The organism is Pseudomonas sp. Ost2, from assembly GCF_018326065.1.
Taxonomy (GTDB): Bacteria; Pseudomonadota; Gammaproteobacteria; order Pseudomonadales; family Pseudomonadaceae; genus Aquipseudomonas; species Aquipseudomonas gingeri.
On the sequence record NZ_AP021904.1, the window covers coordinates 2,782,690 to 2,798,586 of the forward strand.

Genomic DNA, 15,897 nt, shown 5'->3' on the forward strand with positions numbered 1-15,897 from the left:
GAACGGCCCCGGCCAGCGTATGCCATTGTCTGTTGGAGACTGAAATGAAGACCCTTGAACAAGTTCGTGCGTCCCTGAAGCCTTACCCGATCGAAGTCGAGTTCCCCGATATCCGGCGCTGGCGGGAGGGCACCGATGGCGTGGAGTACGTGCACAGTTTCGACAGCGGCGTGGCAGGCCCGCACGTCATGATCATGGCGTTGACCCATGGCAATGAGGTCAGCGGCGCGATCGCGGTGGACGCGTTTCTCAAGCACCCGTTGCGCCCACGGCGTGGCCGCCTGACCCTGGCCTTCGGCAATATCGAGGCTTATCGGCGCTTCGACCCGCAGGACATCGATGCGACCCGCTACCTGGATGAAGACATGAACCGGGTCTGGTCGCCAGACCGGCTGGCGAGCGCGGCGGACTCCATCGAGCTGCGTCGTGCCCGTCAGTTGCAACCGATGATCGACAGTGTCGATCTGTTGCTGGACATTCACTCGATGCACGAAGAGGCCCCCCCGGTGATGATGTGCGGCGCCCAACGCAAGGGCCTGGATTTTGCGGCGACGCTGGGCGTACCGCAGACAGTCGTGGTGGACGCCGGTCACCCCAATGGCCGCCGCCTGCGTGATTACGAGGGGTTCAACGATCCGGCGAGCCCGAGGAATGCCTTGCTGATCGAGACGGGCCAGCACTTCTCGGCGCGCAGTCGCGCAGTGGCGCTGGACACCGCTGCACGCTTTCTGGTGACCACCGGCACGGTGCTGAAGGAGGACGTCGCCGAGTTCGTGCAGCCACAGGACCGGCTGCCGCAGCAGTTCCTCGAAGTCACCCGTCCCGTGGTCGCCCGCAGTATGGAGTTCACCTTTGCCGAAGACTTCCGCGGGCTGGAGGTGATCGAAAAGGCCGGCACGGTGATTGCCCACGATGGCGATGACCCGATCGTGACGCCGCACGACAACTGCGTGCTGGTCCAGCCCTCGTTGCGCCACCTCGGGGTCGGCGTGACGGTGGTGCGCCTGGCGAAGATTCTGGATGTCGTGCCCGAGCGTCTCGCGTTTTGATAAGACCAGCAAGCAAATGCAGGGTGCCGCCTGCTCTATTTGATGGTCTACTTGCCGGGTTGGTGAACGAGGAACAACCCAATGAGCAAGGTTGTGGCACCTGCGGGTGACGGGGAGCTGTCGAGGCCGGACACGATCAGCCTGCGTGTGGCGTTCTGGTTCTGGCTGAAGCTGGGTTTCATCAGCTTCGGCGGACCGGCGGGGCAGATTTCGATCATGCATCAGGAGCTGGTGGAGCGGCGGCGCTGGATCTCCGAGCGCAGGTTCCTGCATGCCCTCAACTACTGCATGTTGCTCCCCGGTCCCGAAGCCCAGCAGTTGGCAACCTACATCGGCTGGCTGATGCACCGGACCTGGGGCGGGGTGATAGCGGGAGCCCTGTTTGTGCTGCCCTCGTTGTTTATCCTGATTGCCCTGTCGTGGCTGTACATCGCCTTTGGCGAGGTGCCCGTAGTGGCCGGACTCTTCTATGGCATCAAGCCCGCGGTCACGGCCATTGTGGTGCAGGCCGCCCATCGCATCGGCTCGCGGGCGTTGAAGAACAACTGGCTGTGGGCAATAGCGGCGGCTTCCTTTACGGCGATCTTCTTGTTCAACGTACCCTTTCCGCTGATCGTGCTGGGGGCGTCTTTGCTCGGTTATATCGGCGGTCGCCTGGCTCCGGAGAAGTTCAGGACGGGGGGCCATGGCGCTGCCAGGAAATCCTTTGGCCCGGCCCTGATCGATGACGATACGCCGCCGCCCCGGCATGCCCGTTTCAGCGGGCGCAAGTTGGCGTTGCTGGCCCTTGTGGGGGCCGCGTTATGGGCAGTGCCAATGGGCATTCTGACTGCGCTGTTTGGCTGGGAAGGCCCCCTGACCCAGATTAGCTGGTTCTTTACCAAGGCGGCACTGCTGACCTTTGGCGGGGCCTACGCGGTGCTGCCCTATGTCTACCAGGGCGCGGTCGGTCACTATGGCTGGCTGACCCCGACCCAGATGATCGACGGCCTGGCCCTGGGAGAAACCACGCCCGGGCCATTGATCATGGTGGTGGCTTTCGTTGGCTTTGTCGGGGCCTATGTCCTGCAGGTATTCGGCGCGGATCAGGCATTCCTGGCGGGCGCCGTGGCCGCCGCCCTGGTGACATGGTTCACCTTCCTGCCGTCGTTCCTGTTCATTCTGGCGGGTGGCCCGCTTGTGGAGTCGACCCACAACGAACTCAAGTTCACCGCGCCGCTGACCGCCATTACGGCGGCAGTGGTCGGTGTGATTCTCAATCTGGCGTGTTTCTTCGGTTATCACGTGCTGTGGCCAAAAGGCTTCAGTGGCCCGCTCGACTGGCCCAGCGCGCTGATCGCCATTGCCGCGGCGATTGCCTTGTTCCGCTTCAAGCGCGGTGTCATCCAGGTGCTGATGGCCTGCGCTCTGGTCGGTCTGACGGTGTATCTGTTGCGTTAGGCAACGCAGGCGATCAGCTGGCCGGGATAACGAGGCTTCAACCCTCGTGCTGGCTGGTCACTTTCAGGACGTCGGTATACGTCACCACCACGCTCTGGCCGATCTTCAGCTCCTTCAGCTTTTGCTGGACTTCAGGCTTGCGGACATCGACGACCTTCGATTTGCCGGCGGGCCCTTCAAAGGTCACCTGGTTCTTCTGCAGGTCGATATGGGTGATCTTCAACTGCACTTGCACCTGCCGAAAGGCTTCGCCGCCCGGATTGGGATTATCTGGCGTGGCGCGCACATCGCCGACGCTTTCCCTGGCGCCGGGCAGGCCCTTTTCAATATCGGTGTCGAGGTAGGCCGCCACCGAATGCAGGACCTGCACATTCACCTGGTCGCCAACCTTGAGGTGCCCCAGGTCCTTGGCCTGGTCGGTGAGTTGCACGTGCACCTGATGGCCTTGCGCGCCTTCCAGCACGACCTGATGCCTGGCCGCATCGACAGCCAGCACTTTGGTGACCACCTGATCTTCTTGTACCACGGCCGACAGCGGAATATCCGCGGCAAGAGCACTGAGGCTGAGGCAGGACAAGGCAGTGGCAAGGGCAATACGTTTGGCGAATGGGGGCAGGTTCATGACAACATTCCTTGTTGGGTGATTCGAGAGGGGTGATTCGACAGGGGTAACTCGGGTATGGCGGTGCGTTTAGAGCATAGACACAAAAAATATGCCTGGCGGCGGATTTCAGGTAATGATGACGATCGATCCCATCAAGGAAGATAAAAACATTGAAAACTGCTCTTGGCGCTCTGCTGCTGATCTGCCTCACGACGCCCGTATGGGCTGACGATCAACCTGTCGGCTTCCAGTCCTCCACACTGGTGGACGGGCATAATGAGCGCCCGCTGGAGATGGTCGTCTGGTACCCCGGCGTAACCACCGCCACACCCCAATTGATCGCTGACACTGTCGTGTTTGTCGGTGCCCCGGGCGTGCGCAACGCGCCACCGGCTGGCGGGGAGCATCCGCTGGTGGTGCTCTCCCATGGTTTCGGCGGTAATTGGGGCAACCAGGTGTGGCTCGCCAGTGCACTGGCCCATCAGGGGTATATCGTGGCGGCGGTCAATCACCCTGGCACCACCAGCAAGGACCGCAGCGCCAAAGCCGCGGCACAACTATGGCTGCGGCCTGCTGACGTCAGTCGTGCCATCGATGCGGTCATCGCCCAGCCGAAACGGTTTGGTGCGGTCGCGAAGCAGCAGATTGCCGTGGTGGGGCATTCCCTCGGCGGCTGGACCACCCTGGAAATCGCCGGGGCACGTTTCGACCCCGAGCACTTTGCCCAGGACTGCCAGGTTCACCCGAAACTGGGCGGTTGTTCCGCTTACCAGCAGATGAACCCGGCGAGCAGCCCGGCATCGAAGGCCCAACTGGCCGCCGATCTGCGCGATAAGCGCGTCACCGCCATTGTCTCGCTGGACCTGGGTCTGTCACGCGGGATGACCGATGCGAGCCTGGCGGCGCTGCCTGTACCGACACTGGTGATCGCCGGGGGCGTGCCGTCCGAGGATATGCCCGCCCGGTTGGAGTCCGCCGACCTGGCCAAGCGCCTGCCCCAGGCGACGACGCGCTACGTCGAGATCAGCGACGCCACTCACTTCAGCTTTATGTCGGTCTGCAAGCCTGGCGCGGTGGAGTTGATCGAGAAGGCATCACCAGGCGATGGCATGATTTGCCTGGATGGCGAAGGTGCTCGCCCACGCGAGGTGATCCAGCAGCAGGTCGTATCGCTGATCACCGAGTTTCTGGCGCAGTCGTTTCGCTAGTGACCGGAATCGCGGACTGGGAAAGCTGCGGGGCGAGCCTTGGTCAGCGACCCATCGGCTCAGGCAGCAAGCGGTGCCTCCCTGAGCGGGAGGCCTTGTTGTACCTGGATCAGCGTCGCCCGGTCCGGGTGCTGACATCCACCCACACGGCCAGTACCAGGATGCTGCCTTTGACAATCATCTGCCAATAGCTGTCGACATCAAGCATCGACATGCCGTTGTCCAGGCTGGTGATGACCAGCGCGCCGAGGAGGGCGCCGTAAACCGTGCCGGAGCCACCGCGCATGGAGGTGCCACCGATGAAGCAGGCGGCGATGGCATCGAGCTCGCCCATGTTGCCGGCAGAGGGTGAGCCCGCGGCCAGGCGCGCGGTGTTGACCACGCCGGCAAGGGCGCACATCACTCCCATGATGCCGAAGATCCACAGCTTCACGGCCTGGACATCGATGCCCGACAGGCGCGTGGCCTCCATGTTGCTGCCCACCGAGTAGATGCGTCGTCCGAACACGGTCTGGCTGGTCATGTAGCTGAACACGCCCAGCAGAATCAGCAGGAGCAGCACTGGCACCGGGATACCGTCGTAGCTGTTCAGGGTATGGACGAAACCGGCGAGCACCGCGCCGATCAACAGCACGCGCGACACGTCACGGCCCCATGAGTGGGCCGCCAGGCCATGGAGGGCACGGTTGCGGCGCTGTTTCCAGGTCAGGAAAAGGGTCAGGGCGAACAGCAGCACGCCGAGTCCGGTGCCGACCGTGTGCGACAGATAACCCTGGCCGATGTAGACCAGCGACGGCGAGACCGGGGCAATGGTGGTTCCGCCGGTAATCCCCAGCAGAATGCCACGGAACGCCAGCATGCCCCCCAGGCCGACAATGAACGACGGGATGCGCAGGTAGGCGGTCATGCAGCCGTTCGCCAGGCCAATCACCCATCCGCACAGGATGACCATGCCCAGGTTCGCCCATAGCGGTACGTGGAAGATCACGTCGAGAATCGCTGCCAGGCCTCCGAGCAGGCCCAGCAGGGAACCCACCGACAGATCGATCTCGCCACTGATGATCACCAGGACCATGCCGCAGGCGAGAATACCGGTGATGGACATCTGTCGCAGCAGGTTGGAGAGGTTGCGCGGGGTCAGGAACCCGCCGTCGGTCTGCCAGCTGAAAAACAACCAGATGATCGCCACGGCGATCACCAGCGCGAGCATCTTGTAGCGGGTGAAGAGTTGTTTGAGCTGATTCATCTACGCGGTTTTCCGATCATTATTGTTATGGTCATCGGGATGGCCGAGGGCGGCGCTGAGCACCTGTTCCTGGGTGAGGTCGTGATTGATGAAGTCGCCGCGCAACTGGCCTTCGCCGATCACCAGTACACGGTTGGAAACCCCCAGCACTTCGGCCAGCTCCGAAGAGACCATGATGATCGACACGCCTTCGGCCGCCAGCGCGCCCATCAATTTGTAGATCTCATACTTGGCACCGACATCGACCCCGCGGGTGGGCTCATCGAGAATCAGCACGCGCGGTTGGGTCAGCAGCATCTTCGCCAGCACGGCTTTTTGCTGGTTGCCGCCGGAGAGGCTGGTGATCGGCAGGAATGGACTCGCGGTCTTGAGGTGCATGCGCGAGATTTCCCGGTCGATGCTGCCCAGTTCGGCCTCGGCGTCGATGCGGGTCATCTTCGCGTAGTTGTCGAGGACGGCCAGGGTGATGTTGTGGCCCACGCCCAGGTCCGGAATGATGCCCTGGCGCTTGCGGTCTTCGGGGACCATGCACAGGCCGGCACGGATGGATTTGAGGGGCGTGCGGGTGTCTATCGGTTGGCCGTCCAGCCAGACTTCGCCTTCGTGACGGCCGGGGTAGGCGCCGAACAGTGCCGACACCAGTTCCGTGCGACCGGCGCCGACCAACCCGGCGATGCCGAGGATTTCCCCGCGCCTGAGGACAAACGAGACATCGTCGACCCGCTTGCGCCCGGGATTGTCGACGTCATGGCAGGTGATATGGCGCGCCTCGAAAATCACCTCGCCGATGTCATGGGGGACGGTGGGGTAGAGGGTGTTCATTTCCCGTCCGACCATCTGGGTGATGATCTTCGGGATGTCCATGTCGGCCATGGCGGTGGTGGCGATGTGTTTGCCATCGCGGATCACCGCGATGGTGTCGCACACGGCCGCCACCTCATCCAGCTTGTGGGAGATGTAGACGCACGCGACGCCCTTGCGCTTGAGGTCGCGGATGATGTCCAGCAGCACCTCGATTTCCGATCGGGTCAGCGCCGACGAGGGCTCATCGAGGATCAGCAGGCGCGCCTGCTTGTTCAGCGCCTTGGCGATTTCCACCAGTTGCTGGTGACCGCCGCCATATTGCGAAACCGGTAGCGAGACGTTCATGTCAGGCACCTTGAGCTCACGCATCAGCGCTTCGGCACGATGGATCATCGCCGGGTAGTTCATGCGCCCGCCGCGCAGCGTCAGCTCGTGCCCCATGAAGATGTTTTCGGCCACCGACAGGTCGGGGACCAGGGTCAGTTCCTGGTGAATGATGACGATCCCGGCGGCTTCGGTCTCGCGGATGGAGTGGGCCTTGAGCGGCTGTCCGTCCCAGAGGATCTCACCCTCCCAGGTATCATGGGGATAGACCGCCGAGAGGACTTTCATCAACGTCGACTTGCCGGCACCGTTCTCGCCGCACAGGCCGACGCATTCCCCCGGCCTGACCTTGAGGTCGATGCCATTCAGGGCTTTGACACCGCCAAAGGTCTTGACGATGCCATTCATTTGCAGCAGGTAGTCGGACATGGCGCGATACTCACACTGGACAGCTGGATGGGTCACTGTCCGGCAATCTGCGCCTTGGTGTAGAAGCCGTCCTTTTCCAGCAGGTCAATGTTGTCCCTGGTCAACGGGGTCGGGGTGAGCAGGATGGTATCGACCTTCTTGCTGCCGTTGTCGTATTGCGAGCTGTAGGTGGGTTTCTCGTTGCGCGCCAGTTGCACCGAGAGCTTGGCGGCCTCGGAGGCGATCAGCTTCAGCGGCTTGTAGACGGTCATGGTCTGGGTGCCATCGATGACCCGCTTGACCGCCGCCAGGTCGGCGTCCTGACCCGATATCGGCACCTTGCCAGCCAGTTTCTGCGCGGCCAGGGCCTGGATCGCGCCGCCGGCGGTGGCATCGTTGGAGGCAACGATGGCATCGATCTTGTTGTCGTTGCGGGTCAGGGCATTCTCGACGATGCTCAGGGCTTCGGTGGGGTTCCATTCCTTGACCCATTGTTGGCCGACAATCTTGATGTCGCCCTTGTCGATGGCCGGTTGCAGGATCTTCATCTGGCCTTCGCGCAGGACCTTGGCGTTGTTGTCCGTGGGCGCGCCACCGAGCAGGAAGTAGTTGCCCTTGGGCGCGGCCTTCAGCACGCCGCCGGCCTGCATTTCGCCGACCTTCTCGTTGTCGAAGGAAATATAGGCGTCGATATCGGCGTTCAGGATCAGCCGGTCATAGGACACCACCTTGATCCCGGCTTTCTTGGCTTCGGCGACGGCGTTGGTCAGCACGGTGGCGTTGAACGGCACGATGACGATTACATCGACGCCACGGGAGATCAGGTTCTCGATCTGTGAAATCTGCTTCTGCTCGTTGGCATCGGCCGACTGCACGAAGACTTTGGCGTCCATTTTCTCCGCCGCCGCGACGAAGTAATCGCGATCTCGCGACCAGCGTTCCAGGCGCAGGTCATCGATGGAAAAACCGATCTTCGGGTGGGCGGCATCGGCCATGACCGGCAGCGAGAGCAGGGCGAGGGCGCTGGCGAGCAGCGTGCGTTTCAGGGTGTTCATGATGGTGCGTCCTTTTATTGTTGTTGGAAAGACACTGCCTGACGATGAATCAATCGCCGGTGGAACTGTAGAGGGTTGCCGGGCGCCGCGGGCATGGATTTGTCGTGAGAATGTCACCGCGACGCCAGGGCTGGCCTGCCGTCAGGGGTAGATGAACCGGTTCACCACACCTTCGAGCATCTCCTGCCGGCCGCTGACGGCCTGCGGGTTCAGTTCATGGGCGAAGGCATGTTCGGCCAGCGCTGCGAGGCTGAAGTCACCCGCCAGCACGGCCTGCCCGAACGGTTGCTGCCAGCCGGCGTAGCGTTGTTCCTTGAAGTGCTCGAGCGGATCGTTCTGCAGCATGGCCGCCGCGCGCTCCAGGGACAGGGCGAGCACATCCATGGCGGCGACGTGGCCGTGGAACAGATCGACTTCGTCCAGGCTCTGGCGCCGGACCTTGGAGTCGAAGTTGAACCCGCCATGGGTGAAACCACCGGCCTTGAGGATCTCGTAGGTGGCGAGGGTCATCTCCTCGACGCTGTTGGGGAACTGGTCGGTGTCCCAGCCGTTCTGCGGATCGCCGCGGTTGGCATCGATGCTGCCGAAGATGCCCAACGACACGGCCGTGGCGATCTCGTGATGGAAGCTGTGCCCGGCCAGAGTCGCGTGGTTGGCCTCGATATTGACCTTGATCTCGTTTTCCAGGCCGAACTGCTGCAGGAAGCCGAACACCGTGGCGCTGTCGTAATCGTATTGGTGCTTGGTCGGCTCCTGCGGCTTGGGTTCGATCAGCAGGTCGCCCTTGAAACCGATCTTGTGCTTGTGCTCGACCACCATGCGCATGAAGCGGCCCAGTTGTTCGCGCTCGCGTTTCAGGTCGGTATTGAGCAGCGTCTCGTAACCCTCGCGACCGCCCCACAGGACGTAGTTGGCCCCTTTGAGACGCTGGGTGGCATTCATGGCGCTGAACACCTGGGCGGCGGCACAGGCGAATACTTCCGGGTCCGGGTTGCTGGCGGCGCCCGCGGCAAAGCGCGGGTTGCTGAAGCAGTTGGCGGTGCCCCACAGCAGCTTGATCCCGGTCTGTTCCTGGTGGCGTTCCAGGTGGTCGACCATCTGCGCGAAGTGGTTGCGGTATTCCTTCAGCGAGCCGCCTTCCGGGGCGACATCGGTGTCGTGGAAACTGTAATAGTCGATACCCAGCTTGGAGAAGAACTCGAAGGCCGCTTGCGCCTTGCCGATGGCCAGTTCCATCGGATCCCCACTGCGCTGCCAGGGGCGCTGGAAGGTGCCGACACCGAACATATCGGCGCCAGGCCAGACGAAGGTGTGCCAGTAGCAGGCCGCCATGCGCAGGTGCTCACGCATGGGTTTGCCGAGGACCAGCCGGTCGGCCTCGTAGTGGCGGAATGCAAGGGGAGAGTCGCTGGCGGGGCCTTCGTAGCGAATCTTGTCGACAGTCGGGAAGTACGGCATTAGCGATTTCCTTGTTGTTCTTGGCGTGTCTCGATACTAGCAACGGCCCGGTGGTCGCTGATTATGAAAATCACCAACACGCGGTGCGATTTTGTATATTGAGATTCGTCGTTCCGGCGCCTAGTCTGTGTCCATCGCTTCTGCGTTTACCGGCTCGATAAAACAATGAAAACCGTCCCGCCCGTTCACCGCATCGCGCTGTTGTTCAACGGCAGCAAGATTTACGATCGCGGCATCATCAGTGGTATCGGCAACTACCTGAGCAGCACCCGCGCGTCCTGGGACCTGTTCCTGGAGGAGGACTTCCTCTGTCGCCTGAAAGGGATCGAACGCTGGCAGGGCGATGGGATCATTGCCGATTTCGACGATCCGCTGATCGGCGAGGCGTTGGCCGGGATCAAGCTGCCGGTCGTGGCGGTGGGCGGGTCCTATCAGGATAAGCGCGCCTATCCCAAGGGCATTCCCTATGTCGCCACAGATAATCATGCCTTGATGAAGCTGGCGTACGAGCACCTGATCGAAGCCGGGCTGACACGCTTTGCCTGCTTCAGCCTGCCGGAAGCACAAGCCAATCGCTGGGCGCAGGAACGGGAAAAAGCCTTCAGCCGGCTGCTGCGGCGCGATGGCTTGCATGGCGAGGTCTTTCGCGGCATGGGCACCAGCGCGCCGCTCTGGGACAGCGCCGTCGAACAGCAGGTCGCCTGGTTGCAAAGCCTGCCCAAACCCATCGGCATCATCGCCGTCAGTGACGCGCGTGCCCGGCAATTGCTGCAAGCCTGCCTGACCGCCGGGATTGCCGTGCCCGAGCAGGTGGCCTTGATCGGCATTGACAACGACCCGCTGACCCGCAGTCTGACGCGGGTGCCGCTGAGCTCGGTCATTCAAGGCACCGAAACCATGGGCCGGACCGCCGCGCATCTGTTGCACCAGATGCTGCATGGTATGCCGTCCACGGGCACGCAGACGCTGATCGCCCCGGATGCGATCAACGTGCAGGCTTCGAGCCTGCATCAACCGCTGGGCAATCCCTATGTCATGCAGGCACTGCTCTTTATCCGCCAGTACGCCTGCCAGGGCATCAAGACCGCACAGGTGGCGGGGTATGTCGGGGTGTCGCGCTCATCGTTGGAATCGCACTTTCGCAAGGTGCGGGGCTGCAGCGTGCACGACGAGATACTGCGCTTCAAACTGGCGGCCGCGGCCAACGGGCTGGAAAATACCGATTCGGCGATTGCCGACATCGCCCAGAACTGTGGCTTCAAGTCGGCGCAATACCTGCACACCGTGTTCCGTCGCGAGTTCGGCTGTACACCCCGGCAGTATCAGCAGGGCGCCCAGGCCGCGGTCCACTGAGCGCCGCCCTGCATATTCAATCGACGGAGAACTTCAGCACGGTCTTCTGCGTGTAAGTCTGGCCCGGGTCCAGGCGCGTCGAAGCGAAGCCCGGCTGGTTGGGCGCATCGGGGAAGTGCTGGGTCTCCAGGGTAAACGCACCCCAATGGTGGTAGGTCTTGCCGGCCTTGCCCTTGACCGAGCCATCGAGGAAATTGCTGGTGTAGAACTGCACACCGGGTTCGGTGGTGTAGAGCTGCAAGCGGCGTCCGGACTGCGGGTCGTGCACGTCGGCGGCCAGCTTGCTGATGTCACCCCGGGTATCCAGGGCCCAGTTGAAGTCAAAGCCACCCTGTTTCGGTTCGGCGAATCTGAGCTGGGCGTGATTATCCTTGATGTGTTCGCCGATGGCGGTGGGTTTCAGGAAATCCATAGGCGTGCCGGCCACGGGGGCCAGTTCGCCGGTGGGAATCAGGGTGTTGTTGACCGGCGTGTAGTGGCTGGCGTGCAAGGTGGCGAGCTGTTTGAGCACATCGCCGTTTCCAGCACCGGCGAGGTTGAAGTAACTGTGGTTGGTGAGATTCAGCACCGTGGGCTTGTCGGTGGTGGCCTTGTAATCGATGTGCAGTTCGTTCTTGTCGTTGAGGCTGTAGGTGACCTCGGTTGTCAGGTTGCCGGGAAAGCCCATTTCACCGTCTTTGGACAGGTAGATCAGGGTGACACCGACCGAATCCTCGCCCTTGACCGGCCTGGCTTTCCATACGCGTTTGTCGAAGCCCTGGGCACCGCCGTGCAGCGCGTTCGGGCCATCGTTGAGCGGCACCTGGTAACGCTTGCCGTCCAGTTCGAAGGCGCCGCCGGCCAGGCGATTGCCAAAGCGGCCGATGGTGGCACCGAAGAACGCCGTACCGCCCTGATAGCCCTGGATGTCGTCAAAACCCAGTACCACGTCGTCCAGCTTGCCGTGTTTGTCAGGCACTTTCAGCGACTGCAATACCGCTCCGTAGGTGATGACCGTGGCTTGCACGCCATGGCTGTTGCGCAATATGTATTGCTCGACGGCGGTGCCGTCGCTGGTCTTGCCGAAGGGTTTGTGTTCGCTGGATAGGCCGTTCGCCTGGACGCAGGGGCAGGCCATCGCCAATGAGGTGCCAACGTCGGAAAGCAGGTGCCGGGATTGCCGCATGACTGAGCTACCTTATTTTAAATGGTTGGACTTTTCTTCATCATCGATGGGGGCTGGGTCCAGGGAGTGGCCGACGCCTTGATGAAGTCGACGAAGGCCCTGAGCGGCGAGGGCAGGTAGCGGCGGCCGGGATAGTAGAGAAAGGGGCCGGAGAAGTCCTGCCACCAGGGTTCGAGTACCGGCTCCAATGCGCCGCTTTCCAGATGTGGACGCAGCCAGTCTTCAAACAGGTGAATGATTCCCAGGCCATCGATCGCCGCTTGCACCGCCAGGTCGACCGCCCCACCGATACGCACGACCAACGGCCCGGTGGGATCGAGGCTGATGGTTTCGCCGTTGCGTTCATAGTCCCACAAGGGCATCGCGCCGCTGGGGAACTTGCCGCGCAGGCAGGCATGTTGCAGCAGGTCGCGCGGGTGTTCCGGGCGACCGCGGGCGTTGAGGTAGGCTGGTGACGCCGCGGTGGCGCAGCGTTGCCAGCGTGGTCCGATGGGGATGGCGATCATGTCCTGTTCCAGGCGCTCGTCGTAGCGAATGCCGGCATCGCAACCGGCCGCCAGCACATCAACGAAGCTTTCTTCGGCGATGACTTCGAGACGGATGTCAGGGTAGGTTTGCAGGAACGGGACGATGATCGATGGCAGCACCAGCCGCGCCGCGCTCAAGGGCACATTGAGTTTCAGGGTGCCGGAGGGGCGGTCCCGGTAATCATTGACGACATCCAGTGCCGACTCCACTTCGCCCAGTGCCGGGACGATGCGCTCCATCAGCCGCGCGCCGGCCTCGGTGGGTTTTACACTGCGGGTGGTGCGGTTGAGCAGGCGCACCCCCAGCCCGGCCTCCATGCGCCGCACCGCGTCACTGAGGCTGGAGGCGGATTTCCCGCTCAGCCGCGCCCCTTCGCGAAACCCGCCGGCATTGACCACGGCGATAAAGGCCTGCACATCTTGAATGTCGGTTGGCATTGTTCGTATTCTCGTACAGCCCGTGCCGATTGCAACGCATTATCAGCGAAGTGGTCAACCCATATAGTGAATGTCACCCCCCACTGTACAAGGTCGATGACATGAGCAACGCCAACCAGGCAGGAACCTTTTCACTCGGTGATCGCGCCGTCAACCGCATGGGCTATGGCGCCATGCAGCTCGCCGGCCCACAGGTATTCGGCCCACCCAGGGATCGCGCCGCGGCACTCTCGGTATTGCGTGCCGCTCGGGCGGCAGGGGTCAATCATATCGATACCTCGGATTTCTACGGTCCCCATGTCACCAACCAGTTGATACGCGAAGCCCTGTATCCCTATGACGAGGCCATGGTCATCGTCACCAAGGTCGGCGCCTCAAGGGGGGCAGACGCTTCCTGGAACCCGGCGCACAGTCCCGCCGAGCTGACCCGGGCGGTGCATGACAACTTGCGCAACCTGAATGTCGATGTCCTGGACGTAGTGAATTATCGCGCCTGGGGGACGATGCACGCCCCTGACGACGCCTCCATCGAAGAAGGTTTCAGCACGTTGGCCGAGTTGCAACGCCAAGGCCTGATTCGTCATCTCGGCCTGAGCAACGTGTCGGCCGCCCAGGTGAAGCAGGCACAGGACATAGCGCCGGTGGTGTGTGTGCAGAACCACTACAACCTATCCCACCGCGCCGACGAAGCCCTCATCGCCGAGCTGGCACGACAGGGCATCGCCTACGTGCCGTTCTTCCCCCTGGGCGGTTTCAACCCGTTGCAATCGGAGACCCTGTCCGGGGTGGCGCAACGCCTGGATGCCTCGCCTTTGCGTGTGGCACTGGCCTGGCTGCTGCAACGCTCGCCCAATATCCTGCTGATTCCGGGGACCTCGTCGGTGGCGCACCTGCAGGAAAACCTCAGCGCCAGTGAACTGTTGATTACGCCAGAACTGCTGGTGGAGTTGGATAGGCTGGCATAGCGCTCGAGGAAGCACCGACGCGAACCATCAAGGTGGCTCGGGACTTCATTGGTGGCCGTTGAAGGCGAATCACCGACAACCATGCTCGAATCACAACTGCTTACATTAATAGACCCAGGCGGAGAGGCCACGCCGCCGCCTGCTGTGAAGCAATGTTATTCGCCGTAACATATCTACTTTTGAAATAACTTTCGAAACGGCCTATTTCATCTCCTGGCACTATTGCCCGCTGCCGAGATAGATACGACGAATGAATAATTTTCCAATCCGAAATAAAACCCCTTGTTTGATATTGGTCGGCGCCTTATGTGCCATCAGTGCCATGCCTTCCCTCGTTCAGGCAAAAAACCAACCGGCTTATGGCACTGAACTTGAGGGGTTTACCTACACTTACCCGGTCAAACACTACAGTTTCAGCTCGCAAGGCAAAAGCGTTCGGATGGCTTATGTCGATGTGCCTGCAGCCAAGGGCAGCACAGCAAAAAACCGCACCGTGGTGTTGATGCACGGAAAGTTGTTTTGTGCCGATACCTGGAGCGATACCATCAAGACCCTGAGCCGGGAGGGTTTTCGTGTCATCGCCCCAGACCAGATCGGCTTCTGCAAATCAACCAAGCCCCAAGGTTATCAATACAGCTTTCAACAGTTGGCCAGTAACACCCACGCGTTACTACAAAGCCTGGGCGTCACCCGCAGCACGGTAATCGGCCACTCCATGGGCGGGATGCTGGCTACTCGCTACGCGCTGATGTACCCCGACGCGACAGAACACCTGGCGCTGGTCAATCCACTGGGCCTTGAAGACTGGAAAGCCCTTGGCGTGCCTTACCTGGGCGTCGATGGTTACTACGCGGAGGAACTCGAAACCTCCGCCCAGGAGCTCAAGGCCTATCAGCAACGGGTACATTACAACGGAGAATGGCGGCCAGAATTTGATCGCTGGGTCGAGATGCAAGCGGGGATGTTCAGCGGACCTGGCCTGCCTCTGATTGCGCATCACGCGGCACTGACCTATGACATGATTTTCAATCAGCCAGTATTCTACGAATTCGAGAACTTGAAAGTTCCTGCAACACTGTTTATCGGCCTGACTGACAGGACCGCTATTACTCATGGTGCATCGCCGGCGGCCATTGCTCGATTGGCCAACTATCCCGAACTGGGCAAGTCCGTGGCAAAACGTATTCCCCGGTCGACACTGGTGGAGTTTGATGACCTTGGGCATTCACCGCACTTGCAAGCCCCTCAGCGGTTTTACCCGGAATTGCTCAAGGCAATAAACAAGTAAGTCGCAATAGTCTTCTTTTTTATCCATGGAGTTCAATATGAAAAAGCCACTGTGGTTGTTGCCTCTTTTCGCCTCGCTGATGGCCTTCGAAGCCGTTGCCCAATCGCAACAAAATGTCGAAATCCTCGATTTTGGCAATAATGGCAGTTACCCCTTCTCGGATGCCTCCCGCGTGGGCAACCTGCTGTTTCTTTCCGGTGCGCTTGGTATCGTTCCCGGCCAGCACGAGCTTGTTCCGGGCGGTATTCGCGCAGAAACCAGGCAGGTCATGGAAAACATCAAGGCAGACACCAAAGCCAGTGGCTACCAGATGAACAACATCATCAAATGCACGGTGTTCCTGGCCGATATGTCCGAGTGGGCAGCGTTCAATGAGGTCTACGCCACTTACTTCAGCAAACCTTACCCTGCCCGTAGCGCCGTAGCCGTGCGCGGCCTGGCCGCCGACGCACGGGTAGAGGTCGAGTGCATCGCCGCAAAATGACCCGGCAGATTGCCTGGGGCGACAAGGCCGGCCGGGCCGGTCTGTCGCAGCGCCTGGTGTTCCACCCCTGGGGTCGTCCGG

Annotated in this window: 14 protein-coding genes; 7 read left to right on the forward strand and 7 right to left on the reverse strand. The window is 61.5% G+C overall.

From position 1 onward, the window contains the following. The first annotated feature begins 44 nt into the window (after positions 1-44). Both KI243_RS12155 and chrA read left to right on the forward strand, forming a co-directional pair. Complete coding sequence (locus KI243_RS12155; protein WP_212810864.1) at positions 45-1,049, forward strand: succinylglutamate desuccinylase/aspartoacylase family protein; 1,005 nt, start codon at positions 45-47, stop codon at positions 1,047-1,049. An 81-nt stretch (positions 1,050-1,130) separates the two neighbouring features. Beyond that, a complete protein-coding gene (gene chrA / locus KI243_RS12160; RefSeq protein WP_212810865.1) occupies positions 1,131-2,489 on the forward strand; it encodes a chromate efflux transporter in 1,359 nt (452 codons plus the stop codon). A gap of 37 nt (positions 2,490-2,526) precedes the next feature. On the opposite strand, the gene KI243_RS12165 is transcribed toward chrA, so the two are convergent. After that, entirely contained in the window at positions 2,527-3,111 is a 585-nt protein-coding gene (locus KI243_RS12165) for a hypothetical protein (protein ID WP_017128952.1), read from the reverse strand. Positions 3,112-3,263: 152 nt separating this feature from the next. On the opposite strand from KI243_RS12165, the gene KI243_RS12170 reads away from it, so the two are divergent. Then, the gene (locus KI243_RS12170) at positions 3,264-4,301 is read left to right on the forward strand and encodes an alpha/beta fold hydrolase (RefSeq protein ID WP_042936769.1); all 1,038 of its coding nucleotides are present in this window, start codon (positions 3,264-3,266) and stop codon (positions 4,299-4,301) included. A 109-nt stretch (positions 4,302-4,410) separates the two neighbouring features. Here the strand turns inward: KI243_RS12170 and KI243_RS12175 are convergent, their stop codons facing one another. The 4 genes from KI243_RS12175 to xylA form a co-directional block, all read right to left on the reverse strand. Further along, positions 4,411-5,547, reverse strand: a complete 1,137-nt coding sequence (locus KI243_RS12175) for a sugar ABC transporter permease (RefSeq protein ID WP_017128954.1) — start codon at positions 5,545-5,547, stop codon at positions 4,411-4,413. Continuing rightward, on the reverse strand, positions 5,548-7,104 hold the full coding sequence (gene xylG, locus KI243_RS12180) for a D-xylose ABC transporter ATP-binding protein (RefSeq protein ID WP_017128955.1): 1,557 nt from the start codon (positions 7,102-7,104) through the stop codon (positions 5,548-5,550). A 32-nt stretch (positions 7,105-7,136) separates the two neighbouring features. Then, entirely contained in the window at positions 7,137-8,138 is a 1,002-nt protein-coding gene (xylF, locus tag KI243_RS12185; protein ID WP_017128956.1) for a D-xylose ABC transporter substrate-binding protein, read from the reverse strand. A 141-nt stretch (positions 8,139-8,279) separates the two neighbouring features. Beyond that, on the reverse strand, positions 8,280-9,596 hold the full coding sequence (gene xylA / locus KI243_RS12190) for a xylose isomerase (protein WP_212810866.1): 1,317 nt from the start codon (positions 9,594-9,596) through the stop codon (positions 8,280-8,282). A gap of 165 nt (positions 9,597-9,761) precedes the next feature. On the opposite strand from xylA, the gene KI243_RS12195 reads away from it, so the two are divergent. Next, positions 9,762-10,949, forward strand: coding sequence for a XylR family transcriptional regulator (locus tag KI243_RS12195; RefSeq protein ID WP_017128958.1), 1,188 nt, complete (start codon positions 9,762-9,764; stop codon positions 10,947-10,949). Between the two features lie 16 nt (positions 10,950-10,965). On the opposite strand, the gene KI243_RS12200 is transcribed toward KI243_RS12195, so the two are convergent. Both KI243_RS12200 and KI243_RS12205 read right to left on the reverse strand, forming a co-directional pair. Further along, on the reverse strand, positions 10,966-12,114 hold the full coding sequence (locus tag KI243_RS12200; RefSeq protein ID WP_017128959.1) for an aldose epimerase family protein: 1,149 nt from the start codon (positions 12,112-12,114) through the stop codon (positions 10,966-10,968). Positions 12,115-12,131: 17 nt separating this feature from the next. Further along, positions 12,132-13,079, reverse strand: a complete 948-nt coding sequence (locus KI243_RS12205) for a LysR family transcriptional regulator (protein WP_017128960.1) — start codon at positions 13,077-13,079, stop codon at positions 12,132-12,134. A 101-nt stretch (positions 13,080-13,180) separates the two neighbouring features. Between KI243_RS12205 and KI243_RS12210 the strand changes: the two genes are divergently transcribed. From KI243_RS12210 to KI243_RS12220, 3 genes are all read left to right on the forward strand, one after another. After that, entirely contained in the window at positions 13,181-14,044 is an 864-nt protein-coding gene (locus KI243_RS12210; protein WP_177106637.1) for an aldo/keto reductase family oxidoreductase, read from the forward strand. Between the two features lie 322 nt (positions 14,045-14,366). Next, entirely contained in the window at positions 14,367-15,332 is a 966-nt protein-coding gene (locus tag KI243_RS12215) for an alpha/beta hydrolase (RefSeq protein WP_244861889.1), read from the forward strand. A 37-nt stretch (positions 15,333-15,369) separates the two neighbouring features. Continuing rightward, positions 15,370-15,816: a Rid family detoxifying hydrolase gene (locus tag KI243_RS12220; protein WP_177058029.1), complete on the forward strand. Its 447-nt coding sequence runs from the start codon at positions 15,370-15,372 to the stop codon at positions 15,814-15,816. The last annotated feature ends 81 nt before the right edge of the window (positions 15,817-15,897 follow it).

Coding starts and splice junctions, on each gene's coding strand:
- KI243_RS12200 (WP_017128959.1), bottom strand. CDS start 12,114: ATGCGGCAATCCCGGCACCTGCTTTCCGACGTTGGCACCTCATTGGCG.
- KI243_RS12165 (WP_017128952.1), bottom strand. CDS start 3,111: ATGAACCTGCCCCCATTCGCCAAACGTATTGCCCTTGCCACTGCCTTG.
- KI243_RS12195 (WP_017128958.1), top strand. CDS start 9,762: ATGAAAACCGTCCCGCCCGTTCACCGCATCGCGCTGTTGTTCAACGGC.
- KI243_RS12210 (WP_177106637.1), top strand. CDS start 13,181: ATGAGCAACGCCAACCAGGCAGGAACCTTTTCACTCGGTGATCGCGCC.
- chrA (WP_212810865.1), top strand. CDS start 1,131: ATGAGCAAGGTTGTGGCACCTGCGGGTGACGGGGAGCTGTCGAGGCCG.
- KI243_RS12155 (WP_212810864.1), top strand. CDS start 45: ATGAAGACCCTTGAACAAGTTCGTGCGTCCCTGAAGCCTTACCCGATC.
- KI243_RS12220 (WP_177058029.1), top strand. CDS start 15,370: ATGAAAAAGCCACTGTGGTTGTTGCCTCTTTTCGCCTCGCTGATGGCC.
- xylA (WP_212810866.1), bottom strand. CDS start 9,596: ATGCCGTACTTCCCGACTGTCGACAAGATTCGCTACGAAGGCCCCGCC.
- KI243_RS12215 (WP_244861889.1), top strand. CDS start 14,367: ATGCCTTCCCTCGTTCAGGCAAAAAACCAACCGGCTTATGGCACTGAA.
- KI243_RS12175 (WP_017128954.1), bottom strand. CDS start 5,547: ATGAATCAGCTCAAACAACTCTTCACCCGCTACAAGATGCTCGCGCTG.
- KI243_RS12205 (WP_017128960.1), bottom strand. CDS start 13,079: ATGCCAACCGACATTCAAGATGTGCAGGCCTTTATCGCCGTGGTCAAT.
- xylF (WP_017128956.1), bottom strand. CDS start 8,138: ATGAACACCCTGAAACGCACGCTGCTCGCCAGCGCCCTCGCCCTGCTC.
- xylG (WP_017128955.1), bottom strand. CDS start 7,104: ATGTCCGACTACCTGCTGCAAATGAATGGCATCGTCAAGACCTTTGGC.